Source organism: Neorhizobium petrolearium, assembly GCF_017873175.1.
In the GTDB taxonomy this organism is placed as follows: domain Bacteria; phylum Pseudomonadota; class Alphaproteobacteria; order Rhizobiales; family Rhizobiaceae; genus Neorhizobium; species Neorhizobium petrolearium.
In genome coordinates this window covers 548,827-572,631 of the sequence record NZ_JAGGJW010000001.1, presented here as the reverse complement: position 1 = coordinate 572,631, position 23,805 = coordinate 548,827, and the positions used below count along the sequence as shown (strand labels likewise).

Sequence of the window (23,805 nt, the reverse complement as noted above, 5' to 3'; positions counted from 1 at the left end):
TTTTATGGAACTACGATACGATTTTCGAGAAGTCGGCGACCGTACCGGTCGCCTCGCGGATCGCCTTCAGAAGCGCCAGACGATTGGCGCGGATTGCGGCATCCTCGTCGTTGACGAGAACTTCCTCGAAGAAGGTGTCGACCGGTGCGCGAAGCTTCGAAAGAGCTTCCATGGCCGAGAGGAAGTCCTCCCCGGCGATCGCATCCGCTGCATCTTTCGAAGCGACCTTTATCGCCGCCCAGAGCGCCTTTTCCGCATCGAGCCGCAAAAGCTCGTCAGCGACGCCATCGGCGATGACCGTGCCCTTCTTCTCCTCGGCAGCGAGAAGCTGGACGGCGCGCTTGGTGCCGGCGAGCAGGTTCCTGCCATCCTCCGACGTGACGAAAGCCGTCAGCGCTTCAGCGCGGCGCGCGACCAGCAAGAGATCGTCGGCGTCCGGCGTCAGCACCGCATCGATGATGTCATGCCGCGCGCCCATGTCACGCAGATAGACTTTCAGGCGGTCGTGGAAGAAGGAGAGGAGGTCGAAGAGGACTTCCTCATTGACATCCAGTTCCAACTTACCGAGTAGCGCGGCATCGATATTGGCCTCAAGCAGCGCCTTGTATATCGGCAATCTTACCTTCCGCTCCAAAAGTATACGCACCACACCCAGCGCTGCGCGGCGCAGCGCGTAAGGATCCTTGGAGCCGGTCGGCTTTTCGTCGATCGCCCAGAAGCCGACAAGAGTGTCGAGCTTGTCGGCCAAAGCCACGGCGATTGCCACCTTGTCGTCCGGCACCCGATCGGTCGGGCCCTGCGGCTTGTAGTGGTCTTCGATCGCGGCGGCGACAGAGGGATTCTCCCCCTGCAGCGCTGCGTATTTGCGGCCCATCAGGCCCTGGAGCTCCGGGAACTCGCCAACAGCCTCGGTGCGTAGATCGGCCTTCACCAGCACTGCGGCGCGATCGACCAGGGCGGCATCGGCGCCGACGATTGGAGCAAGCTGTGCGGCAAGATCTCGGATGCGAGCAACGCGCTGCCCTTGAGTGCCGAGCTTGGCATGGAAGGTGACGTTCAGCGCGTCGAGCTTCGCCATCCGCTGGTCGAGAGGCTTCTTGAGATCCAGGTCGAATTTCCTGGCCGATTCCACCAGCGTATCTAGGTCTGGCATGTCGCCCTGGTCGCGTGTCCAGAAATGCCTTGCGTCCGAAAGACGGGCGCGCACCACCTTGCCGTTGCCATGGATGATTTCCCTGCCGCCGTCCTTCGCCTCGATGTTGGATACGAGGATGAAACGGTTCGACAGGCTCTCACCACCCTGCGGGCGGGTGACGAAACACTTCTGGTTCGTCTTGATGGTGAGCCGGATGATCTCCGAGGGGATTTCGAGGTATTCGGGCTCGAACTCGCCCATCAGCACATGCGGCCATTCGACGAGACCGGAAACCTCTTCCAGCAGGCCCTCGTCCTCGACCAGTTCCAGGCCGTTGGCAAAGGCGAGATCGCGCGCATCGTGCAGGATCACGTCCTTGCGGCGCTCGGCATCGAGCATGACCTTCGCTTTTTCGAGGCTCGAAACATAATCCTGGAATCGGCGGACGGTAATCGCTTCCGGCGCATGGAAGCGATGGCCATAGGTGACGTTGCCGGCGACAATCCCGTCGATTTCGAAGGGGATGACCTGCGTTTCCTCATGCTCCGGGCCGAAGACGCAGACGATCGACTGCAGCGGGCGCACCCAGCGCAGGCTTTCCGAACCCTTCCCCTCGATGCCCGCGTAACGCATGCCCTTCGGCATGGAGGCAGCGCCCCAGCGCATCGACTTCGGCCAGGGGAAATCGCGGATGATGCCGGGCATGACATCGGCGATGATTCTTTCCGCCGGACGGCCCGGCTTGGAGATCACAGCCACATAGAAATCGCCCTTCTTCGGGTCGCTGGCGACCTGGGCTTCCGAGACGGACGACAGGCCGGCGCCGCGCAAAAATCCTTCGATCGCCTTTTCCGGCGCGTCGGTGCGCGGGCCCTTGCGTTCCTCGCGCTGGTCGGCGGAACGGGCCGTCAGGCCGCGGATATCCAGTGTCAGGCGGCGCGGCGTCCAGTATTCGCGCGCGCCCTCATAGGTCAGACCCGCCTCCACCAGCGCATCGGTGACAAGCTTTTTCAAGTCTCCCGCAGCCTTCCGCTGCATGCGGGCAGGAATTTCTTCGGATCTGAGCTCAAGAAGAAGATCGGGCATGGGTTTTCAACTTTGTTGCAAAATTTCACACAAGAAGTGCAATTCGGGAGCCTCTAGCAAGCTCCTCGCCAAAAGTCACCCGCAAACGAGGGCAAGCTACCACCCTCCTCCGCCTCCACCACCCCCGCCTCCGCCTGAGGAGCCGCCCGAAAAGCCGGATGACGAGGACGAAGATTTCGGGGCGGGAATGGTCGAAGCAATGGTCGACGCCATCGAGGATGAGAAGCCGCCGATGCGGTCGCCAAAGCTCGAATAGGAATCGCCGCTGTACCACCCCGGCGCATAAGAGGCTGCAGCAACCCCCGCCGCCGTGGCAAGCCAGGCCTCAAAAGCACGACTCCAGGGCTTTTCGACGCCGAGCGCGACTGCATAGGGAAGCAATGTCTCGAAATGCTGCGGCGACATGGTCGGCGCACCCGCCATGTTCATCCGGTCCTTTTCGGCGAGCGTCAGATAGGTACGCAGGCCTTCGATGCCATCCATCAGCTTGCTGCCGAGCGGCGTCGGCGCACCCATCAGGAAGAAGAAGATGACATTGGCAAGCACGATGCCGCCGACCGCCACCATGACCGGCCAATGGTCGCTGCCGGTCATTTCCGAAACGATTGCCACCAGGATTGCCGAGCCGGCCGACAGCGCGACAAAGCCGATGAACCCGAGAACGATGATCGATACGATTTTCGACATGAGCGAGGAGCCCCGGCGCAGACCCTTGCCGAAGCTGACGGCAAACCCGCCGATGAAGACCGCGAAGAAGGCAGGAACAATCAGCATGACGATCATGTCCGGCTCCAGATTGCCGAAGATGACCAGCGCCAGGATGGAGAGCACGCTCAGCGCCACGCCACCCATCACATAGCCGGTATTGGCCTTGTAATACTTGCCGCGGTGTTCCTTTTCCATCGCGTTTCGAAAACTCGCGCCCACGGACTGCACTGTCGTACCGTGCGCCTCGTCGATGACGAGGCTTCGCCCCGGCGCGCCAATCGAGCCCAGGATGGAGGCCTGGCCGATCGGCAAGGTCCTCGGCGCGGCCTTGTCGGTCCGCCGGATGGTAATCTTCTGCCCAAGATCCTCCAGTACGACATATCCCTTCACCGCCAGATCGAGTGTGCTGGCGGAAAAGGCGGTCCAGCCGCCGCCGGAAAATCCCTTGTTGTCGATATAGTTGACAAGGGCCGGCGAAATGCCGTCAGGGGCATCCCAGCGCGGCACGACGACGCCACGTGCGGGGTCGCGGCCGACGCGTTTCCAGAAGACCACGTAATAGCCAACGACAAGAATGAGCCCGCCGACGCCCAGGAAAAGATTGAGGTTGTCGCGGAACCACCAGCTGCGCTCCTGATCCGCCGAGGGCGGCGCGACCACGCCTTTTGGAAAGCCGGCAACGATGGTGAGACCTTCCTCTTCGCCCAACGGACGGGTCGTTACGAAATCCGCCTCGTTGCCATTCGCCTGCATGCGAGCATTTCGTGCTGTCGAGCCGAGCGGACCGGTATAAGCTGCCGTTTGCGTCACCTGTCCATCCGGAAGCATCACACGGGCGGATGCCTCAGCGATGCGAAATTGCCAGCCGTTTCCGGTGACGTTCCAGTAAAGCTCGTCATGGTCGTCGAAATAGCGGATCTGGCGATCCGTCCGATAAGTGAAAACATAGGTGTGCTCGCCATTGCGAAGGAGCACGTCTTCCGATCCCGCATAGATGCGGATGCCTCCGGTCACCGATTCTGTATGATAGGGTTCATCCTGTCCGTCCCGGGTGACGGACAGGACGTCGAAGCCCACCCGCAGCGTACGGCCGTTCGCATCCACCATGGTCAGCGGAAAATCGCGGAAAATCCCGCGCCTGATCCGGTTGCCCTCGGCATTGACGGTGATCGTCTCGGAAACGGTCAGGTCGCCATTTCGAGCAACCTGAATATCGGAATGGTAGGAACGGATATATTCCTCCGCCCGGGCGGGCAGCGCCGCCAGCGCCAGCAGAAGCACCAGCCAGAAACCGGAGAACCACCGCATCACGACATCCCTCCCCTTCGGCGCCCTGGGCCCGTTCCTCTTGCCCCGCCTATTCGATATCCGTGTATGCGACACCGAGCGAGGCCAGCACATCCCAATAATCCGGAAAGGTCTTGGCGACGCAATCCGGGTCGAGAATGGTGATGCCGCCGATCTTCAAGCCCGCCAGCGCAAAGCTCATGGCGATGCGGTGATCGGCGAAGGTGTTGATCGCCGCCGGCAGCGTCTGGCCGGCGAGCGACGGATCGGATGCGACAATCAGATCATCGCCTTCTTCCGTCGCCAGACCTTCGCGGATGTTGTTGAGGCCGAGCGAGAGCGCCCTCACCCGGTCGCATTCCTTGACGCGCAGGTTGGCAATGCCGATAAAGCGCACCGGCGTCTCGTTGAAGGCGGCGAGCACGGCAAGCGTCGGCACCGCATCCTGCATCTGCGAGCCGTCGATCTCGGCGGGCAGGTGCGGGAATTTCGAAATGACGTCGTAGGCCTTGGCATCCGGCTGGGTGAAGGCCCCGTTCGGTACGCCGAGATCGATCGCGCCGCCGGTCAGCACTTCCGCGGCCCAGAGATAAGTTGCGGCCGAAGCATCCGGTTCGATGACGAAGTCCGCAGCCCGATAACCGGTCGGCTCGACTTTCCAGCTTGCTGCGTCGATCTGCTCCACCTTGGCGCCGAATGCCTGCATGGCGGCGAGCGTCAGGTCGACATAACCGCGGGCGCCGATTTCCGCACCGGCAAGCGCCACGGTGACCGGCGCATTGGCGCCTTTCGGAGCGAGCGGCGCCGCCATCAACAGGGCGGAAACGTATTGGCTCGACAGGCCTGCATCGATCTCGACACGGCCTGACGCGAAATGGCCGATGCCGCGCACGGTAACCGGCGGGCAGCCGGTCGGCGCCTCGACGTCGATGCCGAGGGATTTCAGGGCCGCCACCAGCGGTGCGATCGGCCGCTTGCGCATGTGCTCGTCGCCATCGACCACGACGGTCCCATCGACCGAAGCAACTGCGGCCGTCAGGAATCGGGTCGCGGTGCCGGCATTGCCGAGGAAAAGCGGTGCGGGAGGCGGCAGGAGCTTGCCCATGCCGGTGACGACGAAGGTCGTCTCGTCCGGCTCGTCGATTGTCACCCCCATTGCCCGCAGGGCATCCGCCATATAACGCGTGTCGTCGCTCCTTAGCGCACCCGTCAACCGGCTCGTTCCCCTGGCGAGGCCCGCCAGGAGCAAAGCGCGGTTGGTGATCGACTTGGAGCCCGGCGGCACGGCGCGGCCGACAAGCGGCTTGCCCGGCGGCACTATGGTGAGTTTCACTCTGCCCATGATGATCGTCTCTTCCGTCACTCGCGGCGCTGCCCGCAAGGCACGCCATAACTTTTCAACCTTCGACGGCGCTCTTAGAGCGTTTCCGTGCAAAGGTCCAATGACGGTTTCCTAGAATTTGACAGCTGGAACCGCGCGATCCGCGTCGTTGGTGATTTCGAAATATTCGCGCTTGGAAAAGCCGAACTGACCGGCGACCAAGTTGGACGGGAAGCTTTCGACCTTGACGTTCAGATCACGCGCCGCGCCGTTGTAATAGCGCCGCGACATCTGAATCTCGCTTTCGATCGTTTCCAGCGAGGCCTGCAGTTCGGAAAAGTTCTGGTTCGCCTTGAGGTCCGGATAGGCTTCCGCGAGCGCAAAGAGCTTACCAAGCGCCTGGGACAGCAGCCCCTCCGCCTGGGCGCGGGCGGCGACATCGCCGGCCGGCACGGCCTGGGCCTGGTTACGCAGCTTCACCACTTCTTCGAGCGTGCCCTTCTCGTGTGCTGCGTAGCACTTCACTGTCTCGATAAGGTTCGGGATGAGATCGGCACGGCGCTTCAATTGGACGTCGATGCCGGACCAGGCCTCCTCCGCCATCTGACGGGATCTGACAAGCCCGTTATAAATCATGATGCCGTACAGGACGACGAGAGCTACTATGCCGATCAGGATATACATCAGACGAATCCCCCACAGACGCGTAAATCCGAAGCGGAGACTAGGCACACTTCCTGGAAGGCGTCAAACGCACCGCGCGAAAGTCTTTGATAAGGCGGCTGTTTATGCCGCCTCCTTGCCGAAGTTGACGCCACCGGCTTCGGTCAGCAGGAAGGCCTCACCGCAGGCCTTCGCCAGCGTGCGGACGCGCAGAATATAGCTCTGGCGTTCGGTGACGGAGATCACGCCGCGCGCGTCGAGCAGGTTGAAGACGTGCGATGCCTTGATGCACTGGTCATAGGCCGGAAAGACGCATTTGTGCAGCATCTGGTTGGCGTTGCCCCCCGGAGCACCTGCCGCGAGCAGCGCCTGGCATTCCTTTTCGGCGTCGATGAAGTGCCGGTGCAGCATCGCAGTATCGGCGAATTCGAAATTATGGCGGGAATATTCCTGCTCGGCCTGCAGGAAAACGTCGCCATAGGTGATCTTCTCCTCGCCTTCACGACCATTGAAGTTGAGATCATAGATGGAATCCACACCCTGCAGATAAGTCGCGAGACGCTCGAGGCCATAGGTGAGCTCACCCGCGACCGGCGCGCATTCGATGCCGCAAACCTGCTGGAAATAGGTGAACTGCGAGACCTCCATGCCGTCGCACCAGCATTCCCAGCCGAGGCCCCAGGCGCCGAGCGTCGGGCTTTCCCAATCATCTTCCACGAAGCGCACGTCATGCAGCAGCGGATCGAGGCCGATCGCCTTCAGCGAACCGAGGTAAAGTTCCTGCAGGTTCGACGGGTTCGGCTTCAGAATGACCTGATACTGGTAATAGTGTTGCAGGCGGTTTGGGTTTTCGCCGTAACGGCCATCGGACGGACGGCGGGAAGGCTGCACATAGGCGGCCCTCCACGGCCTCGGGCCAAGCGCACGCAGCGTCGTGGCGGGATGGAACGTGCCTGCGCCGACCTCCATGTCATAGGGCTGCAGGATGGCACAGCCCTTGTCCGCCCAGTAGTTCTGGAGCGCCAGGATCAGCCCCTGAAAGGAGCGGGTCGGAGACATGTGGGCGGGCAGATCGGTCATGGCGATAAAACGGTTGTTTATTGAGGATGCGGACGAGTGCCACGCATCGGGGGCACGGGTCAAGGATTTATAGGCCGGCAAACGGTTTCCGGTCACTCCTCCTCATCCCGCTTCACGCGATACTCTCCCGTCACGGGGTCCTTGACGAGCGTGCCCATGGCGCCGGTCTGGCGCTCCTTTTCCCGCTCCTTCGAGCGCTGGGTGAGCTTTTCGGCATCCTTGATGAACTTCTTGTAAAGCATCCAGCCGCCGCCAATCACGATGATCAGAAATATGAGCTGGGCCATCTCCCCCTCGCATGCTCCTCTCGACCTTTCAGAGGCCGTACCTCGCCCACAATGCCCTTTCCTCCAGGCTTGCGGCAAGCCCCGTGGCTGCCCCTGCGGCGATTTCGGCGGATTTGCCCTCGCCGAATACGACGCCCGGCACGCGGCGACCGAAGAGCGTGCGGGCGCTGCCGATCAGTTCCAGCTTCGCATCCTTGCCATAGCGACGCTTGACGACCTCGCGCACTTCGCCCAAACCGTCGATCAGACCGAGGTCGAGGCCGCGCAGACCGCTCCAGAAGAGACCTGAAAAAATGGTCGCATCATCGGCGAGCCGCTCGCCGCGGCGCATCTTCACCATATCAATGAAGACCTTGTGGATTTCGAGCTGCAGCGATTTCAGATATTCGATATCGCCTTCCTTTTCCGGCTGGAAAGGATCCAGGATCATCTTATTTTCGCCAGCGGTATAAACACGACGCTCGACGCCGATCTTGCGGAGCAGTTCCGGAAAACCGAAACCGCCGGAAACGACGCCGATCGAGCCCACGATCGAGGTCGGGTCGGCAAAGATCTCGTCGCCTGCAAGCGCGATCATATAGCCGCCGGAAGCCGCGACATCCTCGATGAACATCAGCACCTTCTTATCCTTCTCCTCGGCAAGCGCCCGGATGCGCTGGAAGATCAGGCGCGACTGCACCGGCGAACCGCCCGGAGAATTGATGGCGATCGCGACGACCGGCGCCTCCTTGTGTGCAAACGCCTTGTCCAGCATGGGCGCGACGGTGGCCAGATTGAGGGTCTGCTTGAACTGGCTGCCGCCGGCCATGATCGCGCCGTGGAGCCGGACGACGGGAATCGTCACGCCCTTCTTGCGGAACCGCTTCGGCACCAGCCTCTTCCAAAACCCGGCCATTTCTCTTCCTTTTGTTTATTGTGTTGAGCCTGTCACAGCATGTATGCGCTGGATTTTCAAACACAATGGCCCTGCCTGTGAAAGCGGCATTTTAGCGTCCGCACGAACGCCGTCGTCTCAACCTCCCTAGCGTCAGCCTGTCGGTGGGTTTCGCCGGGCACCAAGCCGGGGATAGGCAGCGCGCCCGTTGTTGAGATCATCTACAAATGATGTGAAGCTATGGCCATCCGGGCCGTGCACGAAGAATGGAACCCGCAGCGCCAGCCGGGCGCGCGAGCCCTTGACCGCGGTGACGAGGATGCGAGTCGCGTTTTCATCCGGCCGTGGATGGACGGCTGTGATTTCCAGTCCGCCGAAACGTTTGCCGCAGGCGTCGATGATCTCGGCGATCGATTGCGGCCGGGCGATCAGCGACAACTGCCCACCGGGCTTCATGATCGCACCGGCAGTCCGTATCCATGCTTCGAAAAGGCCCACCGTCATCGCATGCGCCTCGGCTTTCAGAGCATCCGGCGTCCTGCGGTCGGCCGCATCGTTGAAGGGCGGATTCATGATGACATGGTCGCAGACCTCATCGAGCAATCCCGCAGCAATTCGCGGCTTGCCGGTCATCGTCACATCGGCCTCCAGCACCTCGACGCGACCGGCCAGAAAGGCGTTTTCGGGAAGTGCCAACGTCCGGCGGGCGTAATCGGCCATCAGCGGAGATTTCTCCACCAGCAGGATCCTGGCCTGTTCCAGACGTGCGGCCACGGCAAGGCCGGCGGCACCGGCGCCAGCGCCGAGATCCGCGACACGAACCGGCTTGTCGGCCACCACCAGCGAGGCGAGCAGCATGGCGTCGACGCCGGAACGATGTCCCCCACCCTTCGGCTGCGTCACATGGAAGCGACCGCGATGAAAGGCGTCGATGGTATGAGTGGAGGTCAAGGCCTCAACTCCGCCGCCAGGCCTGCATCCTTCAATATCCCTCGCGCTTCGTCAGCCTTCTCCGCCTCTACGAGAAAGCGGCGCGGCAGAAGCCCGAGCGAACCTTCCAGCACGCTCATCGACTGGTCCGCGATCATGTAATGGATGCCGGCATCCTTCATCAGGCTTTCCGCCAGCGACAGGATCACGACATCGTTGGTGCGGATGATCTCCAGCATGACGCTTTTTTGAAACCCCATTAAATCCGGCGGGATGCGATTTGCCCTTGCCGCCCTATCCGCCTCTTTCTATTGTCGTTTAAAAGATTTCGATAGGGAGGCCTCATCGTTGGGCGTCGTCATACCGCTTGAAGAAGGTAAAAACAAATCCGCGTCCGTCAAACCTTTGGTGGACCTTACCAAGGCGGACATGGAGCGGGTCAACCAGCTCATCCTGTCCAAAGCCGGCTCCGACGTGCAGATGATCCCGGAAGTCGCCAACCACCTCATCTCATCGGGTGGCAAGCGTTTGAGGCCGATGCTGACGCTCGCATCCGCCTCGCTGTTCGGTTATCGAGGCGACGGACATGTGAAGCTGGCGACCAGCGTCGAATTCATGCATACGGCGACGCTGCTGCATGACGACGTGGTGGACGAAAGCGATCTGCGCCGCGGCAGATCCACGGCACGGATGATCTGGGGCAACCAGGCAAGCGTGCTGGTCGGAGACTTCCTGCTTGGCCAAGCCTTCAAGATGATGGTGGATGCCGGTTCGCTTGAAGCGCTCGATGTGCTGTCGACAGCCGCCTGCGTGATTGCCGAGGGCGAGGTGCTGCAGCTCTCCGTCGCCAAGAATATGGAAACGACGGAAGATGATTATCTCTCCGTCATCCGCGCCAAGACGGCAGCACTCTTTGCCGCGGCTGCGGAAGTCGGTCCAATCGTCGCCAATGCAGACAAAGCCGGCCGCGCGGCGATGAAATCCTACGGCATGAATCTCGGCCTTGCCTTCCAGCTCGTCGATGACGCACTCGACTATGGCGGCAAGGCGGCCGATCTCGGCAAGAATGTCGGCGACGATTTCCGCGAGGGCAAGATCACGCTGCCCGTCATCCTTTCCTATCGCCGAGGGACAGAAAGCGAGCGTGCTTTCTGGCGCAACGCGATCGAGAATGGCGAAAGCAGCGACGAGAACCTCGAAAAGGCGCTCGGATTCATCAACAAGTACGATGCCCTGAACGACACGATCGCCCGTGCGCTGCATTACGGCACAATTGCCCGCGATGCGTTGGCGCCGTTACCGGCGTCGCCGCTCAAGGCAGCGCTTCTGGAAGTCATCGATTTCTCCATCCAGCGTGTCAATTAACACGCTGGATCACTAACGAAGGTGTGACCGGCACCGCCCGCCTGCGGCGCTGGAGAATTCCTTGCGGACGTGCTCCAAAAAAGCCATTCTGTTGTGAATCAATTGGAGCATGTGTGGCGGCTGATTTCAGCGCTGTACCAGGCTCTACACGAAAGGCACCTTTCATGCGGCGGAAATCCAGCCTTCTTCTGCTCTCCAGCGCGGCGCTTGCAGCCCTGCTTTTCATCGGCCCGGTTGCACGCGCGGCAACCGCGGATCCGAGGCCAACGGCAGAAGACGTGGTGACTTTCGATGCCAGCGATGTGAAGTCGTTTTCCGGCGCGTTCCTGGCAGGCCGCACCGCCGACGTGGATCACGACTACCTGACCGCCATCTCGCTTTACCGCAAGGCGCTCGATTTCGATCCGGCCAATCTGGAGATCCGTGAAAGGCTGATGATCTCGCTGCTGCTCAACGGCGATTTCGAGGACGGCCTCAAGGAGGCTGACGCGCTGAAGGAAGATGCGGCCGTCGAGCGGATCACCAAGATCGTCCGCGGCCTCGACGCCCTGCGCGACAAGAAGTTCGACACGGCGAGAAAGGTCCTCGCCTATGACGGGCCGAACGATCTCGACCGGCTGACGCATCAGCTCCTTTCCGCCTGGGCAGATATCGGCGCCGGCAAGGGCAAGCGCGCCATGGCCAATGTTGCCAATCTCAAGGGGCCGGCCTGGTACAAAGTCTTCACCAGCTACCAGCTCGGCGCCATGGCGCTCGTCACCGGCGACATCGGTACGGCACGCCAGCATCTCAACACGGCCGTCACCAACAACGAAGCCGTGGCAACCGCGCCCGATACCTTCATGCGCGCCGTGATGGCGCTTGCACGTCTTGAGGCCGCCGCCGGCAACAAGCAGAAGGCGCTCGATGCAATCGCTGTCGGCGATGGCATGGTGGCCAATTACGCGCCCCTGAAAGCACTCAGGCAGAGCATTGAAAAAGGCGAGAAGCCGCAACAACAGGTAACCAATGCCGCCGAAGGTGCAGCCAGCGTGCTCTTTTCCATCGGCGGTGCGCTCAATCGCCAGGGCGCCGAGGACATGGTGTCGCTCTACCTGCAGATATCCCACGCGCTTGATCCCAAAAGCGCCGATACGCTGATTCTGCTCGGTGGCATAGCCGAAAAGCTTGAACAGCCCGAGCGCGCCATCAAGTTCTATTCGAGCGTGCCGGTCGATTCGCCGATGCGGCGGATTTCCGAACTGCAGCTCGGCGTGACGCTTTCTGAAACCGGCAAGGCTGAGGAAGCCAAACAGCATCTGAAGGCGCTGATCGATTCCGATCCTTCCGACATTCGTAGCTATATCGCCTACGGCAGCGTGCTTTCCGAAGCCAAGGACTACAAGGCCATGGCGGAGACCTACGACAAGGCGGTCGAGGTGATCGGCCCCGTGCCGAAGCCCGGCGACTGGTCGGTCTTCTTCCAGCGCGGCATCGCCTTTGAACGGCTGAAGCAGTGGGACAAGGCCGAGCCGAACTTCCGCAAGGCGCTGGAGCTCAATCCCGAACAGCCGCAGGTGCTGAACTATCTCGGCTACTCGCTGGTCGACATGAGCAAGAACCTGGAAGAGGGCCTCGACATGATCCGCCGCGCCGTCGATGCGCGGCCTGATGATGGCTATATCGTCGATTCGCTCGGCTGGGCCTATTACCGTATGGGCAAGTTCGACGATGCCGTGACGGAACTGGAACGGGCCGTGCAGCTGCGTGCCGGCGATGCCACGATCAACGATCATCTGGGGGACGCCTACTGGCGCGTTGGGCGCAAGCTTGAAGCGGTCTACCAATGGAACCGGGCGCTCGTTTCCGAGGGCGAGGACATCAACCGCGAGCACATCAAGGAAAAGATCGAGAAGGGCCTCCCACCGCTCGATCCGAACGCGACCACTGCCGATCGCAGCCCGACCGAGCCTGCAGCTCCGCCGCCGCCCGCACCGGCAAATCCCGACAAGAAATCCTGACGCTTCATGCCGATCGACAACATGTTTCCCGAAAACGGGCCTGCCGGCGAGGCGGGCCTTTTTGAAATGGCGCCTGCCAAGATCAACCTCGCCCTGCACGTGACCGGACAGAGGGCCGACGGCTATCATCTGCTGGAAAGCATCGTAACTTTCGCCGACAGGGGCGACGTGCTGAGCTTTACCGCGGCGGAAGCCGACGACTTCATCGTCTCGGGCCGGTTCGCCCATTTCGTGCCGACCGATGCGGCGGAAGGGGACGGGAACCTGGTGCCGCAAGCGCGCGACCTCTTGCGCCGGACGCTCGCGGATCGGGGCATTTCAACGACGCCCGTCGCCATCCATCTCGAAAAGAACCTGCCCGTCGCGGCCGGGATCGGTGGTGGCTCGGCAGATGCAGCTGCCACGCTGCGCGGGCTCCTACGTTTTTGGGAGGCAAGCCTGCCGGAGCCGGAACTTATCGCGCTGTGTCTGTTCCTCGGCGCCGACGTGCCCATGTGCCTCAAGGGCGAGGCCCTGATGGCCAGGGGCATTGGTGAAGAACTCGCCGCGCTGCCTACCCTGCCCTCGCTGCCACTTGTGCTCGGCAATCCGCTCATTGGCGTTTCGACGCCGGATATCTTCCGGCGCCTGCTTCGCAAGGACAACCCGTCGATTGGCGCACGTGACGACGACTGGGTGCCTTTCCTCAAAACGTTACGCAACGACCTCGAACCACCGGCCCGCTCGCTTGTGCGCGAGATCGATCAGATCTCCAACATGATCGGCGCCGAAGGGGCCATGCTGACGCGCATGTCCGGTTCGGGCGCGACCTGTTTCGGGATATTTCCTTCCCTCGAAACAGCCCGAAAAGCAGTGGACAGCCTTAACGAGCAGAAGCCGGACTGGTATTTTCAGGCCGTGCAGACCATCGGTACAGAGCCATGAACCGGATAGACGAAACACGCAACTTCATTCCCGTCGGCATTGCAGTGCTGACCGTTTCCGATACGCGCACCCCGGAGAGCGACAAGTCGGGCGACACGCTCGTTGCCAGGATTGCCGAGGCAGGCCATCAGCTCAAGGCCCGCGCCATCGTGTCCGACGATAAGGAACGGATCGCTCAACAGGTTCGGGAATGGACGCTCGATCCGGAGATCGACGTGGTGATCACCACCGGCGGCACGGGCTTCACCGGCCGCGACGTGACGCCGGAAGCGCTCGAACCCCTCTTTGAAAAACGGATGGACGGTTTTTCCGAAGTCTTCCACCGTATCTCCTACGACAAGATCGGCACCTCGACGATCCAGTCGCGGGCGACGGGCGGCGTCGCCAATGCAACCTTCATCTTCGTGCTGCCGGGCTCGCCGGGCGCCTGCAAGGATGCCTGGGATGGCATATTGAAGGCACAGCTCGACTATCGCCACATGCCCTGCAATTTCATCGAAATCATGCCGCGGCTCGACGAGCATTTGAGGCGGGGCGCCGGAAAATAAGTCAGCGGGCTGACGCGGCCACCCAGGCAGGGATCATCTCGCTGACGAGCTTCGAGGCCTTCTGCCCCCTGGCGAGCGCTTCCAGGTCCATGCCGGACTTGGCGAGCGCGATCGCCTGTCGTTTCGGCAAAAGCAGGCCGTATTCCAGGGGCGGCACCGCACGCCCGATGCGCTTGAAGAACGGCCGCCGATAGGTTCGCGACGGTGCGAATCGGGCCGGCTGCTTGTTGAGCGCGATATATTCCATCACCTCGTCGATCCAGCCGGCCTGCAGCCGCGCGCCCGGCTCCACCAGAAGCAGCCACTCCCCCCGCGCGCCGCGCAGGATGTCCTTAATCTCCCAATGGGTGTGGAAACGGCAGCCGGCCGCATCGGCGACGTGGGAGGTTCCATCCCGCGAGCCGTGATCGAGCACCACCACATCGCTTACAAGCCCTTCCACCGCGGCGGAAACAAGAATGGAGAGCGTCTGCGCCAGCTCCGATTCCTGGTCGCGGCATTCCATGATGACAGTCAGCATTCCTGACATTTACCGCATTGCAACAGGGAATGCCAGAAACCGTTTTCAAAATTTGTTCTTGCAATGTTCTCGTTTTGCCGTTAGGAATTTAATCATCACGAACGGGGAATTTCCCCTTCAGGAGCGTCCGATGAACGAGCTGTCCCATCTGCGGCAGGCTGCCTTTGCGCCTGCCCATACGGCGGATATTGCCGATGCGCTGGTGAAGTCCTCCGGCCTCAGGGTAGAGGTCGACCGTCGGCGCGGGCGCGGCGCGGGCTTGAATCCGAGCGGCCGCTTCGAGGAGGAGCGCCGTGAGGTTTTCGACGACGGCTGGCAGACGATCGAGGAACTGGAACCGTTCAAGACCGAGGTGCAGGTGGAAAAGCCGCGTACGGCAATCACTCGCAACGACTCACCCGATCTCTCCTTCGACCGTTCAATCAATCCCTATCGCGGCTGCGAGCACGGTTGCATCTATTGTTTCGCGCGCCCGACCCACAGCTATATGGGTCTCTCGCCAGGGCTCGATTTCGAATCGAAGCTGTTCGTCAAGCCTGACGTGCCGAAGCTGCTCGAGAGGGAACTCAGCAAGCCCGATTACAAGGTGCGGGCGATCGCGATCGGTACGAATACCGATCCCTATCAGCCGATCGAGCGGGAATGGCGCATCATGCGGCAGATTCTCGAAGTGCTGAACAAGGCCAACCATCCCGTCGCTATCGTGACGAAATCGGCACTGATCACCCGCGATATCGACATCCTTTCCGAAATGGCTTCGAAAGGGCTTGCCAAGGTCGGCATTTCCGTCACGACGCTCGACCGCAAGCTGGCCCGCACCATGGAGCCGCGCGCCTCGACCCCTCCCAAGCGTCTTACCGCCATCAAGGCGCTGACCGATGCCGGCATTCCAACGGCGGTCATGGTGGCGCCCGTGATCCCGGCGCTTACTGATCACGAGATCGAGCGCATTCTGGAAGCCGGCCATGCGGCAGGAGCAGCCGAAGCAAGCTATGTTCTGCTCCGCCTGCCGCTGGAGGTGAGCCCGCTCTTCCGTGACTGGCTTCTGCAGAACTATCCGAACCGCTACCGGCACGTGATGTCGCTGATCCGCTCGATGCGCGGCGGCAAGGACTATGACGCCGAGTGGGGCAAGCGGATGAAGGGTGCCGGCCCCTATGCATGGCAGATCGGCCGCCGCTTCGAGATGGCGGTGAAGCGGCTCGGCATGGTGCGCCGCGGCCTGCCTTTGCGCGATGACATTTTTATCCGGCCGGACGGAGGCGGCATCCAGCTTTCGCTGCTTTAGGCATGACAGGCTTGAAGCCTGCGATTTTTTGATTTTCTCTTTCCGGCACCTTCCCCGCTTCCATTGCGTGCCGGAATCTCCCCGGTTCCACCGCCGCCCCGGTGGATAGCGACGCCGCATCGCTTGTCCGGGGTTGCAGGAGATCGGGTCGGCGTGCGAGGTTGCCGCCATGTTGCCTCGCACGTCACCCGATTCTCCGATGCTTTTCGAAGAAGTGCCGCTCGTTCCGGACTTCAGCCTGGAACTTCTGGCAGGCAAGGCCGGCCTTTGGCCGGTCGCCGGCACCGACGAGGCCGGGCGCGGGCCGCTAGCCGGCCCCGTCGTCGCGGCTGCCGTGATTCTCGATCCGAACAACATCCCGGACGGTCTCAACGATTCCAAGCAGCTCACCGCCGCCCAGCGGGAAGTGCTGTTCGAGGCGATCATGGCCACATCCGAGGTCTCGCTTGCCGCTTCCGGCCCCCGCCATATCGACGAGCGCAATATTCTGCGCGCCAGCCTCGATGCCATGCGCCGGGCGATAGCCGGTCTTGCCATAACCCCGGCCTATGTGCTGGCCGATGGCCGCGACGTGCCCGCGGGCCTTTGCTGCCCCGGCAAGGCGGTCATCCAGGGCGATGCACGCTCCGTTTCGATCGCCGCCGCCTCGATCATCGCCAAGGTCACGCGAGACCGGATGATGGCTCGCGCCCACCATGTATTCCCCGCCTACGGCTTTGCCAATCACGCGGGCTATGCCACGCCGCAGCATCGTGCCGGCATCGAGATGCATGGCCCCTGCCGCCTGCACCGGATGAGTTTCCGGCCGCTTCGGAAAGACGAACTGCCGGAGGGTTGACCGCCGAGGCCAGCTTTCGCCCGCTGGCGCCGAGCATCAACTCGTCGGGTCCGTCGCTCGCATGCTCGGGCGATTCGCCATCCGTTCCCACCACGCAAAGACCGCCGGATTCTCGGCCATCATGTCCGAAGCGACCGGTGCCTTGAGGAAATAGTCGATCATCGGCGCGACATGGAGGTCGGCGAGGCTGAGGGCGCTTCCGCATAGCCATGGGCCATTCACCATCAGATCACTGAGCGCCCGCAGACAGGTCGGCGCCCGATCGAGTGCTGGCTGCAGCTTGGCAATCTCCGTCTGCCTGCCGCTCAGGGGCTTCGAGACCTGCTCGACATAAATGCCCCAGACGAGAGTCGCGTAGAGATAACCATCTGCGATGCTGATGATCTGGTTCATCCGCGCCCGGGTGCGGGGATCGCCGGGCTGGAGAGCAGGCCCCTCGAAAGCTTCTTCCACATATCTGGTGATGGCGCCGGTCTCATAGAGTGCGAAGCCGCCGTGCTCGAAGGCAGGAATACGCCCGAAAGGCTGCCTTTCCAGATAGGTGGCGGGCGGGCCACCCGTCGCGAAGACGTCAACCGGCACCAGTTCGTAGTCAACGCCCTTCTCGAAGAGCGTCAGCCGCGCCGCACGCACATAGACACTATAACCGGCACCGAACAGTGTTGGCTTCCGCATTGGCCGTCTCCGAACCTTGCCTCGCTTCGCTGCAGCGAACGCGATGGCGGCAAAAGAAAAGCCTCCGGAGCTCAGCGCTTCGGAGGCTTCAGATGTTCGATGAAAATCGGAATCAGTTCAATCGCGACTGCACCTTGCCGACGGCATCCTGGAAGAGTGCATCCCGGGTGGCGGTGTCCGCCTTCTTGGCAATGACGCTTTCGGCAGCGGCGATCGCGAGATCGACAGCGGCAGCGCGCACGGCGCCGATCGCGTCAGCCTCGGCCTGCTTGATCTTCTGCTCGGAAAGCGCATTGCGGCGAGTGACAAACTCCTCCGTCTTCTGCCTGGCTTCCGCCGTCAGAGCTGCAGCTTCACGCTCGGCAGCAGCGACGATATGAGCGGCATCCGCTTCGGCTTCCTTGCGCTTGCGCTGGTATTCGGCAAGCAATAGCTGGGCCTCGTCACGCAGACGCTTGGCCTCGTCGAGTTCCTTGCGGATGTTTTCGGCCCGCTCGTCGAGCGACTTCGCCATCATGCCCGGCACTTTGAGATAGACGATCAGAGCCAGGAAGAGGACGAGACCGACAAACGCAAAAAATGTTGCATCGAATGCCATCGGATCAGGCCTCCGTCTTCACGGCTGCAACCGCAGCCTTGATGTCATCGCCGGTTGCCTTGGCGCCGATCAGCTGATCGACGATGGCAGACGCGGTTTCTTCGGCGATCTGGCCTACCTGGGCAAAAGCCTTCGCCTTGATCTCTCCGATACGGGTTTCGGCCACCGCAAGCTTCTGAGCCAATTCGGCCTCGATCGCAGCACGATCGGCAGCAGCCTTCGCCTTGGCGGCTTCGCGGGCGGTTTCGGCAATCGAATGGCCCTTGGAACGGGCGGCGGCCAGTTCCTTTTCATAGGTCTCGACGGCAGCATCCGCTTCCGCCTTCAGGCGGGCGGCCTCGTCGAGGTCCTGGGCGATCCGGTCATGGCGGTGTTCGAGAATGCCGCCGACGCGCGGAACGATGACCTTCTTCATCAGGAGATAGAAGAGGCCGAAGGTGATGACGAGCCAGAGGATCTGCGACGGGAAATAGGTCGCGTCGAAGGGCGGGAAGGTTCCGCCACCGTGCTCGCCTTCATGGGCGACGCCGGTTTCGGTATGCACTTCGCCAGCCGGCGCGGCATACGTGTCGCCCGCAGGGGCGGTGCCCGGCGCTGCAGGCGTTTCAGGAGCGGCCGGCGCGGTCTGCGCATGTGCCGAGGTCACGAACATCATCACCTCCAGGTGTATTCCAAATGCGAAGGATCACGGCGCGCTTTTCCAAGCGGCCGCGATCCCGATCCCTGGCCAGGTATCAGACTGCGTAGAGCAGCAGGAGAGCGATGAGCAGCGAGAAGATGCCCAGAGCTTCCGTAACGGCGAAGCCGAATACCAGACGGCCGAACTGGCTGTCCGCGGCGGACGGGTTGCGCAGGGCGCCCGAGAGGTAGTTGCCGAAGATGTTGCCGAGGCCGAGAGCCGTACCGGCCATGCCAAAGCAAGCCAGACCTGCACCGATGAACTTTGCTGCTTCCGCTTCCATGAGAAACTCCTTGAAATGGTTGTTGCGGCTGATGACTGACGCCTCAGGACGCCAATGTCGTTATCCTTAGTGCCCGCCGGGATGGATCGCGTCGTTGAGGTACATGCAGGTCAGCACCGCAAAGACGTAAGCCTGGAGGAAGGCGACGAGGAATTCGAGACCGGTCAGGGCGACCGTCATGATGAGGGGAAGGACTGCACCGCCGATGCCGAGTGCGCCGAGGGTTCCAAGCGAGGCGACGAAGCCTGCGAACACTTTCAGCGTGATGTGGCCGGCAAGCATGTTCGCGAAAAGACGAACAGAGAGCGAAACCGGGCGGGAGAGGAACGAGATGATTTCGATCGAGACGACCAGCGGCAACAGCGCGCCCGGCACACCGCTCGGCACGAAGAGCTGCAGGAAGTGCAAGCCGTGCTTGTAGAAGCCGTAGACGAGGACCGTGCCGATGACGAGCAGAGCAAGCGCGAAGGTGACGATGATCTGGCTGGTAACGGTGAAGAAATAAGGAAACATGCCGAGCAGGTTTGCGGTCAGCACGAACATGAACAGCGAGAAGACCAGCGGGAAGAACTTCATGCCGTGGCTGCCCGCGCCTTCGCGCAGCATTCCGGCGATGAACTCATAGGACATTTCCGCGACCGACTGCGCCCGTCCCGGGATCAGGCCGCGCTGAGACGTCGCAAAATAAAGGAAGCCGGCAGCGCAAGCTATGGTCGCAACCATGAAAAGCGATGCATTTGTGAAGGAGAAGTCGATGCCGCCGATCTCGATCGGAACGATCTTGCTGATCTGAAACTGATGGATCGGATCGTTTGCCACCGTCTACCTCTTTCCTTCGCCGCCGAAGCGACTTCGTTCATTATCGAAGCCGCCGAAGGCCGCTTCATTTCCCATCCTTGTCGTTCCGCTTCTGCATGGATGGTGGCGGAGCCACCATGCCAACGGAGCGGAGCACATTCAAAACACCGGCACAGAAACCGAGGAGAAGCAAAACGATCAGCCCCCACGGCGACGTACCGGCAAAACGGTCGAGCATATAGCCCAGGATGGCGCCAACCGCGACGGCGGAGATGAACTCGGAGGAAAGCTTGAAGCCAAGAGCCATGCCCTTGCGGCTTTCTTCCGATTGCGCGTCCCTCTTCGCCTCTGCCGCGTCTTCGGCCTTCCTGTTCGCAAGCTCTGCGGACAGGCGCCTCCGGCGCTCTTCCAGACCATCGTCCCGATCATCCGTCATTCGCGTCCTCCCCTCCTCCGGCTTCCAGACTAAGCAGCCTGCATGCCGGCCGGCCATCTATAATGCAGCCAGCGAGGGATTTCGCGCCTTCCGGCCCGTTTTCAAGTCGCGCGCAACATAGTTTTGAGCGCCCATATAGTCAAGGCGTCCAAGGCTGTTAGACTGAGGTAAATTAGCTGAGAAGTTTCATATAGTTACAGGCCATGCAACCTGAGCCGGGTAAAACTGTCGCGGGAATCGCTGCCCGTTATGACGCCGGGGGAAGCCTTAGCTCCAGCCGCCGCCATAGGTGCGATAGAAGACATGCAGGCCGATGCGGCCGACCTTCTTCATCGTGCGCGCCCAGGCCGGCCGCACATAGACGGCATGGTAGTGGGTGGCGGACCCCACTTCCGGCAGCCAGATCTTGCCCGCCGTCACGGCCATAGCCACTTCGCGGGCCATCTTCCAGTGATATTGCGAGCGGATGCGGTCCTTGATCCTGTCGCAGGCGAAGGAAAACTGGCAGCGATTGCGCCAATCCTCGTTCTGGTAGACAACGTCGCAAATCGTACCCGGATAGGCGGGATTGCGGACGCGGTTCAGAATCACCTGAGCAACCGCCGCCTGGCCGCGAGCGGATTCGCTGCGCGCTTCGAAATAGATGCCGGAGGCGAGGCATTGCTGTTCACGGGCGGAGAAGGCGGAAGGCGGCAGCGGCGTCGCCGCCCAAGCGTGATCCTTCGGCCCGATCGGTGGAATGAACCGGCCCACATTCGGCTTCTCCTTCAGAATCGCATCGAATGGCGACTGCTTGGCGAAATCGGGCTCCGGCGGTGCATAGGCGGTCGCGAGCACGTCGGCATGGCTGTTGTTGATGAGGCTTGCGACCATCGGCAGGAGACCGTCGTCCGGCTTCGGCTCTTCCTTCTTGCGGAAATAGAAGGAGGCGAGTTCGATCTGCTTCTGTGCCTTACCGGGCTTGGCAAAGGCCGTCAGTTCCTTGCGTGTTTCGATCGGCAGCGTGAGCGCGCTGGAGCGTTGCAGCACGGAACCCGCAGAAAAGGCCTTGGGCGGCTGCATCGGCTCGACGGCGACGACGCGCCCCTTCTTGGAGGCGCGGTTGACGCGGTCCTCATCCGGGCGCGGATCAGTGGATTTCTTCTCATCGACCAGTGCGATCTTGCGCCCATCCGGAAGAGTGATGCCCGCATTGCCGGAAACGGCGTCTTTCAGGCCCGGGAATGCCAGCGAGGCCTGATGGATCGAGCCTGCCGGGGAATTGGTGAGCACCATGCGCCACTGATCCGCGTTATCGAAACCGGTCAGAAGGTCGGCGAGGTCGCCCTGGGCGGGAGAGGATGGAAAAAACAGCCAGCAGGCGAGGCCGAAGACAGCCGGGGAAGTCCAGGCATCCGGACGGGACGAGGACTTGCGACTCAAAATACGCTTCGAACGCAAAACCGAAAACTCCACAACGGCAACGACGACCCGATAAAAGATCGATCATTAACCTTGATGAGCGGTTAACGCGGATGGCCGAAGCGTCCTGAAATCCGGCTTATTTAGCAGATTCACATAAATGTCAGGGTAATGTGTATCAGATGATGACATGCGAGCCGAGCTCCACCACCCGGTTGGCCGGCAGGTGGAAATAGTCGGAAGGATCGGTCGCGGTGTTGGCCATGGCGATGAACAGCCGGTCCTGCCACATCGGCATGCCGGATTCGGCATCCGGCACAAGCTTGCGGCGGCCGAGATAAAAGGAGGTCGACATGATGTCGAACTTGAAGCCGGTTTTCCTCAAATAGGCGAGCGCCTGCGAGACATTGTGCGACTGCATGAAGCCGAAACGCAACTCGATCAGCGTGAAACGCTCGGAAATCTTCTCGATCTTGAACCGCTCTTCCAGGGAGACGCGCGGCTTGTTGACCGTCACGATGGTCAGGATGACGTTCTTCTCGTGCAGGACGTGGTTGTGCTTGATATTGTGCAGCAACGCCGCAGGCGCCGTTTCCGGATCGCTGGTCAGGAAGATCGCCACACCCGGCACCGAGACCGGTGCATGATCGCTCTTCTTCTCCACCATGGGAACGAAGGTCGCAAGCGGCACGTCTATGCGGCGGGTCTTTTCGAAAAGAATCGCCGCACCGCGCTTCCAGGTCCACATGATGATGGTGAAGATGATTGCCATCGTGATCGGCACCCAGCCTCCGTCGTGGATCTTCAGGAGATTGGCGCCGAGGAAGACCAGTTCCAGCGCAAGCAGCGGGGCCAGCACGGCGACTGCGAGTGTCTGCGGCCATTTCCATTTCGCCCGCACGAATTCGAAGGCCATCAGCGTGGTGACGACCATGGCGCCGGTCACGGAGATACCATAGGCGGTGGCGAGCGCCTCGGAACTTTCGAAGCCGAGCACCAGCGCAGTCACGCCGACCAGAAGCAGCGTGTTGACCGACGGCAGGAATATCTGACCGATATTGGTCTCGGAAGTGATGAGGATCTGCATGCGCGGCAGATAACCGAGGTGGATCGCCTGACGCACCAATGAGAACGCGCCGGTAATCACCGCCTGGCTGGCAATGATGGTTGCGGCCGTCGCCAGGATCACCATCGGCAGCAGCGCCCATTGCGGGAACATCAGATAGAAGGGATCGGACATGGCTTCCGGGCGTTTCAGCACGAAGGCGCCCTGCCCCAGATAGTTGAGTGTCAGGGCCGGAAACACAAGCACGAACCAGGCCCACTGGATCGGCCGGCGTCCGAAATGGCCAAGGTCGGCATAGAGCGCTTCCGCCCCGGTGACCGTCAGAAAGACCGCGCCAAGCACAACGATGCCGACAAAGCCTTCGTGCAGCATGAACTCCGCAGCGTACCACGGATTGAAGGCGGCCAGGATACTGTAGTCGTCGGAAATATGAACGACGCCGAAGGCCCCGATGGCGATGAACCAGAGGGCGGTGATCGGCCCAAAGAAGGCCGAAACAAGCCCCGTTCCCTTCGACTGGATGGCAAAGAGCGCGATCAGGATGCCGACCGAAATCGGCAGCACGGCATTCTGCAAGGTCGGCGTCACCAGCTTCAGCCCCTCGACAGCGGACATGACCGAGAGCGCTGGGGTGATCATCGCATCGCCCAGGAAGAGCGCCGCGCCGATAAGGCCAAGCAGCATCAGGAATGCCTTATGGCCATTGGCAGTCTTGGTGAGCATGGCGAGCAGAGAGAGCGTACCACCTTCGCCATCGTTATCGGCGCGCAGCAGGAAGAGCACGTATTTGAACGTCACGATGATCGTCAGCGCCCAGATCATCAGCGAGATAAGGCCGATGACTTCGGTCTGGGTAACGCCGTCATGGGCGACCGGCTTCAGGGCCTCGCGGAACGCGTAGAGCGGGCTCGTGCCGATATCGCCGTAGACGACACCGACGGAGCCAAGCGCAAGCGCGAAAAGGCTCTGCCCTTTCGTTTCTTCGGTGACATGAATTTCAGCGGGTTGACCCATG

General features: G+C 61.5%; 24 protein-coding genes. 6 read left to right on the top strand and 18 right to left on the bottom strand.

Annotation, left to right across the window (positions count from 1 at the left end; translation table 11 throughout):
* Window positions 1-10: 10 nt before the first annotated feature.
* From glyS to J2046_RS02875, 9 genes are all read right to left on the bottom strand, one after another.
* Window positions 11-2,221 (bottom strand): glycine--tRNA ligase subunit beta, encoded by a 2,211-nt coding sequence (gene glyS / locus J2046_RS02915; RefSeq protein WP_210049312.1) that lies wholly within the window; start codon window positions 2,219-2,221, stop codon window positions 11-13.
* Window positions 2,222-2,317: 96 nt separating this feature from the next.
* Entirely contained in the window at window positions 2,318-4,240 is a 1,923-nt protein-coding gene (locus J2046_RS02910; protein WP_210049311.1) for a DUF2207 domain-containing protein, read from the bottom strand.
* A 46-nt stretch (window positions 4,241-4,286) separates the two neighbouring features.
* Window positions 4,287-5,558, bottom strand: coding sequence for a 3-phosphoshikimate 1-carboxyvinyltransferase (locus tag J2046_RS02905; RefSeq protein ID WP_210049308.1), 1,272 nt, complete (start codon window positions 5,556-5,558; stop codon window positions 4,287-4,289).
* 111 nt (window positions 5,559-5,669) lie between these two features.
* Window positions 5,670-6,221, bottom strand: a complete 552-nt coding sequence (locus J2046_RS02900) for a LemA family protein (RefSeq protein WP_210049306.1) — start codon at window positions 6,219-6,221, stop codon at window positions 5,670-5,672.
* A 102-nt stretch (window positions 6,222-6,323) separates the two neighbouring features.
* Window positions 6,324-7,280: a glycine--tRNA ligase subunit alpha gene (locus J2046_RS02895; RefSeq protein ID WP_210049304.1), complete on the bottom strand. Its 957-nt coding sequence runs from the start codon at window positions 7,278-7,280 to the stop codon at window positions 6,324-6,326.
* 92 nt (window positions 7,281-7,372) lie between these two features.
* Window positions 7,373-7,567, bottom strand: coding sequence for a hypothetical protein (locus J2046_RS02890; protein WP_037158296.1), 195 nt, complete (start codon window positions 7,565-7,567; stop codon window positions 7,373-7,375).
* A 28-nt stretch (window positions 7,568-7,595) separates the two neighbouring features.
* Entirely contained in the window at window positions 7,596-8,462 is an 867-nt protein-coding gene (locus tag J2046_RS02885) for a S49 family peptidase (RefSeq protein WP_210049296.1), read from the bottom strand.
* 132 nt (window positions 8,463-8,594) lie between these two features.
* On the bottom strand, window positions 8,595-9,392 hold the full coding sequence (locus tag J2046_RS02880; protein WP_210049294.1) for a tRNA1(Val) (adenine(37)-N6)-methyltransferase: 798 nt from the start codon (window positions 9,390-9,392) through the stop codon (window positions 8,595-8,597).
* A complete protein-coding gene (locus J2046_RS02875) occupies window positions 9,389-9,610 on the bottom strand; it encodes a putative signal transducing protein (RefSeq protein WP_037159866.1) in 222 nt (73 codons plus the stop codon). The genes J2046_RS02880 and J2046_RS02875 overlap by 4 nt, the downstream gene beginning before the upstream one ends.
* A 109-nt stretch (window positions 9,611-9,719) precedes the next feature.
* On the opposite strand from J2046_RS02875, the gene J2046_RS02870 reads away from it, so the two are divergent.
* From J2046_RS02870 to moaB, 4 genes are all read left to right on the top strand, one after another.
* Window positions 9,720-10,736 (top strand): polyprenyl synthetase family protein, encoded by a 1,017-nt coding sequence (locus J2046_RS02870; protein WP_210049292.1) that lies wholly within the window; start codon window positions 9,720-9,722, stop codon window positions 10,734-10,736.
* Window positions 10,737-10,900: 164 nt separating this feature from the next.
* Complete coding sequence (locus tag J2046_RS02865) at window positions 10,901-12,736, top strand: tetratricopeptide repeat protein (RefSeq protein WP_210049290.1); 1,836 nt, start codon at window positions 10,901-10,903, stop codon at window positions 12,734-12,736.
* 6 nt (window positions 12,737-12,742) lie between these two features.
* Window positions 12,743-13,660 carry a 4-(cytidine 5'-diphospho)-2-C-methyl-D-erythritol kinase gene (locus J2046_RS02860; RefSeq protein ID WP_210049288.1) on the top strand — a complete coding sequence of 306 codons (918 nt, stop codon included), beginning with the start codon at window positions 12,743-12,745 and terminating at the stop codon, window positions 13,658-13,660.
* Window positions 13,657-14,208, top strand: coding sequence for a molybdenum cofactor biosynthesis protein B (gene moaB / locus J2046_RS02855; RefSeq protein ID WP_210049286.1), 552 nt, complete (start codon window positions 13,657-13,659; stop codon window positions 14,206-14,208). Before J2046_RS02860 ends, moaB begins: the two co-directional genes overlap by 4 nt.
* A 1-nt stretch (window position 14,209) precedes the next feature.
* Here the strand turns inward: moaB and J2046_RS02850 are convergent, their stop codons facing one another.
* Window positions 14,210-14,728, bottom strand: a complete 519-nt coding sequence (locus J2046_RS02850; protein ID WP_210049284.1) for a glycosyltransferase family 2 protein — start codon at window positions 14,726-14,728, stop codon at window positions 14,210-14,212.
* 130 nt (window positions 14,729-14,858) lie between these two features.
* Here J2046_RS02850 and J2046_RS02845 point away from each other — a divergent pair, with 130 nt between their 5' ends.
* The gene (locus J2046_RS02845; RefSeq protein ID WP_210049282.1) at window positions 14,859-16,016 is read left to right on the top strand and encodes a PA0069 family radical SAM protein; all 1,158 of its coding nucleotides are present in this window, start codon (window positions 14,859-14,861) and stop codon (window positions 16,014-16,016) included.
* A gap of 169 nt (window positions 16,017-16,185) precedes the next feature.
* Window positions 16,186-16,854, top strand: coding sequence for a ribonuclease HII (locus J2046_RS02840; protein ID WP_210049280.1), 669 nt, complete (start codon window positions 16,186-16,188; stop codon window positions 16,852-16,854).
* A 36-nt stretch (window positions 16,855-16,890) separates the two neighbouring features.
* Here J2046_RS02840 and J2046_RS02835 read toward each other — a convergent pair whose 3' ends face one another.
* The 8 genes from J2046_RS02835 to J2046_RS02800 form a co-directional block, all read right to left on the bottom strand.
* Window positions 16,891-17,529 carry a glutathione S-transferase family protein gene (locus tag J2046_RS02835; RefSeq protein ID WP_210049278.1) on the bottom strand — a complete coding sequence of 213 codons (639 nt, stop codon included), beginning with the start codon at window positions 17,527-17,529 and terminating at the stop codon, window positions 16,891-16,893.
* 112 nt (window positions 17,530-17,641) lie between these two features.
* Complete coding sequence (locus tag J2046_RS02830; protein WP_210049276.1) at window positions 17,642-18,127, bottom strand: F0F1 ATP synthase subunit B; 486 nt, start codon at window positions 18,125-18,127, stop codon at window positions 17,642-17,644.
* 4 nt (window positions 18,128-18,131) lie between these two features.
* A complete protein-coding gene (locus J2046_RS02825; RefSeq protein WP_411828449.1) occupies window positions 18,132-18,779 on the bottom strand; it encodes a F0F1 ATP synthase subunit B in 648 nt (215 codons plus the stop codon).
* An 82-nt stretch (window positions 18,780-18,861) separates the two neighbouring features.
* Window positions 18,862-19,089 carry a F0F1 ATP synthase subunit C gene (locus J2046_RS02820; RefSeq protein WP_037158317.1) on the bottom strand — a complete coding sequence of 76 codons (228 nt, stop codon included), beginning with the start codon at window positions 19,087-19,089 and terminating at the stop codon, window positions 18,862-18,864.
* A 66-nt stretch (window positions 19,090-19,155) separates the two neighbouring features.
* Window positions 19,156-19,908, bottom strand: a complete 753-nt coding sequence (locus J2046_RS02815; RefSeq protein ID WP_037158319.1) for a F0F1 ATP synthase subunit A — start codon at window positions 19,906-19,908, stop codon at window positions 19,156-19,158.
* 64 nt (window positions 19,909-19,972) lie between these two features.
* Window positions 19,973-20,323 carry an AtpZ/AtpI family protein gene (locus J2046_RS02810; RefSeq protein ID WP_210049266.1) on the bottom strand — a complete coding sequence of 117 codons (351 nt, stop codon included), beginning with the start codon at window positions 20,321-20,323 and terminating at the stop codon, window positions 19,973-19,975.
* Between the two features lie 267 nt (window positions 20,324-20,590).
* Window positions 20,591-21,745 (bottom strand): cell wall hydrolase, encoded by a 1,155-nt coding sequence (locus tag J2046_RS02805; RefSeq protein ID WP_233469478.1) that lies wholly within the window; start codon window positions 21,743-21,745, stop codon window positions 20,591-20,593.
* Between the two features lie 157 nt (window positions 21,746-21,902).
* A complete protein-coding gene (locus J2046_RS02800; protein WP_210049262.1) occupies window positions 21,903-23,804 on the bottom strand; it encodes a potassium transporter Kup in 1,902 nt (633 codons plus the stop codon).
* Between the last annotated feature and the right edge of the window lies 1 nt (window position 23,805).

Excerpts from the sequence above, each read along its gene's own strand:
- glyS (WP_210049312.1), bottom strand. The coding sequence starts at position 2,221 with ATGCCCGATCTTCTTCTTGAGCTCAGATCCGAAGAAATTCCTGCCCGC.
- J2046_RS02905 (WP_210049308.1), bottom strand. The coding sequence starts at position 5,558 with ATGGGCAGAGTGAAACTCACCATAGTGCCGCCGGGCAAGCCGCTTGTC.
- J2046_RS02900 (WP_210049306.1), bottom strand. The coding sequence starts at position 6,221 with ATGTATATCCTGATCGGCATAGTAGCTCTCGTCGTCCTGTACGGCATC.
- J2046_RS02895 (WP_210049304.1), bottom strand. The coding sequence starts at position 7,280 with ATGACCGATCTGCCCGCCCACATGTCTCCGACCCGCTCCTTTCAGGGG.
- J2046_RS02890 (WP_037158296.1), bottom strand. The coding sequence starts at position 7,567 with ATGGCCCAGCTCATATTTCTGATCATCGTGATTGGCGGCGGCTGGATG.
- J2046_RS02885 (WP_210049296.1), bottom strand. The coding sequence starts at position 8,462 with ATGGCCGGGTTTTGGAAGAGGCTGGTGCCGAAGCGGTTCCGCAAGAAG.
- J2046_RS02875 (WP_037159866.1), bottom strand. The coding sequence starts at position 9,610 with ATGCTGGAGATCATCCGCACCAACGATGTCGTGATCCTGTCGCTGGCG.
- J2046_RS02865 (WP_210049290.1), top strand. The coding sequence starts at position 10,901 with ATGCGGCGGAAATCCAGCCTTCTTCTGCTCTCCAGCGCGGCGCTTGCA.
- J2046_RS02860 (WP_210049288.1), top strand. The coding sequence starts at position 12,743 with ATGCCGATCGACAACATGTTTCCCGAAAACGGGCCTGCCGGCGAGGCG.
- moaB (WP_210049286.1), top strand. The coding sequence starts at position 13,657 with ATGAACCGGATAGACGAAACACGCAACTTCATTCCCGTCGGCATTGCA.
- J2046_RS02850 (WP_210049284.1), bottom strand. The coding sequence starts at position 14,728 with ATGCTGACTGTCATCATGGAATGCCGCGACCAGGAATCGGAGCTGGCG.
- J2046_RS02845 (WP_210049282.1), top strand. The coding sequence starts at position 14,859 with ATGAACGAGCTGTCCCATCTGCGGCAGGCTGCCTTTGCGCCTGCCCAT.
- J2046_RS02840 (WP_210049280.1), top strand. The coding sequence starts at position 16,186 with ATGTTGCCTCGCACGTCACCCGATTCTCCGATGCTTTTCGAAGAAGTG.
- J2046_RS02835 (WP_210049278.1), bottom strand. The coding sequence starts at position 17,529 with ATGCGGAAGCCAACACTGTTCGGTGCCGGTTATAGTGTCTATGTGCGT.
- J2046_RS02830 (WP_210049276.1), bottom strand. The coding sequence starts at position 18,127 with ATGGCATTCGATGCAACATTTTTTGCGTTTGTCGGTCTCGTCCTCTTC.
- J2046_RS02825 (WP_411828449.1), bottom strand. The coding sequence starts at position 18,779 with ATGTTCGTGACCTCGGCACATGCGCAGACCGCGCCGGCCGCTCCTGAA.
- J2046_RS02820 (WP_037158317.1), bottom strand. The coding sequence starts at position 19,089 with ATGGAAGCGGAAGCAGCAAAGTTCATCGGTGCAGGTCTGGCTTGCTTT.
- J2046_RS02810 (WP_210049266.1), bottom strand. The coding sequence starts at position 20,323 with ATGACGGATGATCGGGACGATGGTCTGGAAGAGCGCCGGAGGCGCCTG.
- J2046_RS02800 (WP_210049262.1), bottom strand. The coding sequence starts at position 23,804 with ATGGGTCAACCCGCTGAAATTCATGTCACCGAAGAAACGAAAGGGCAG.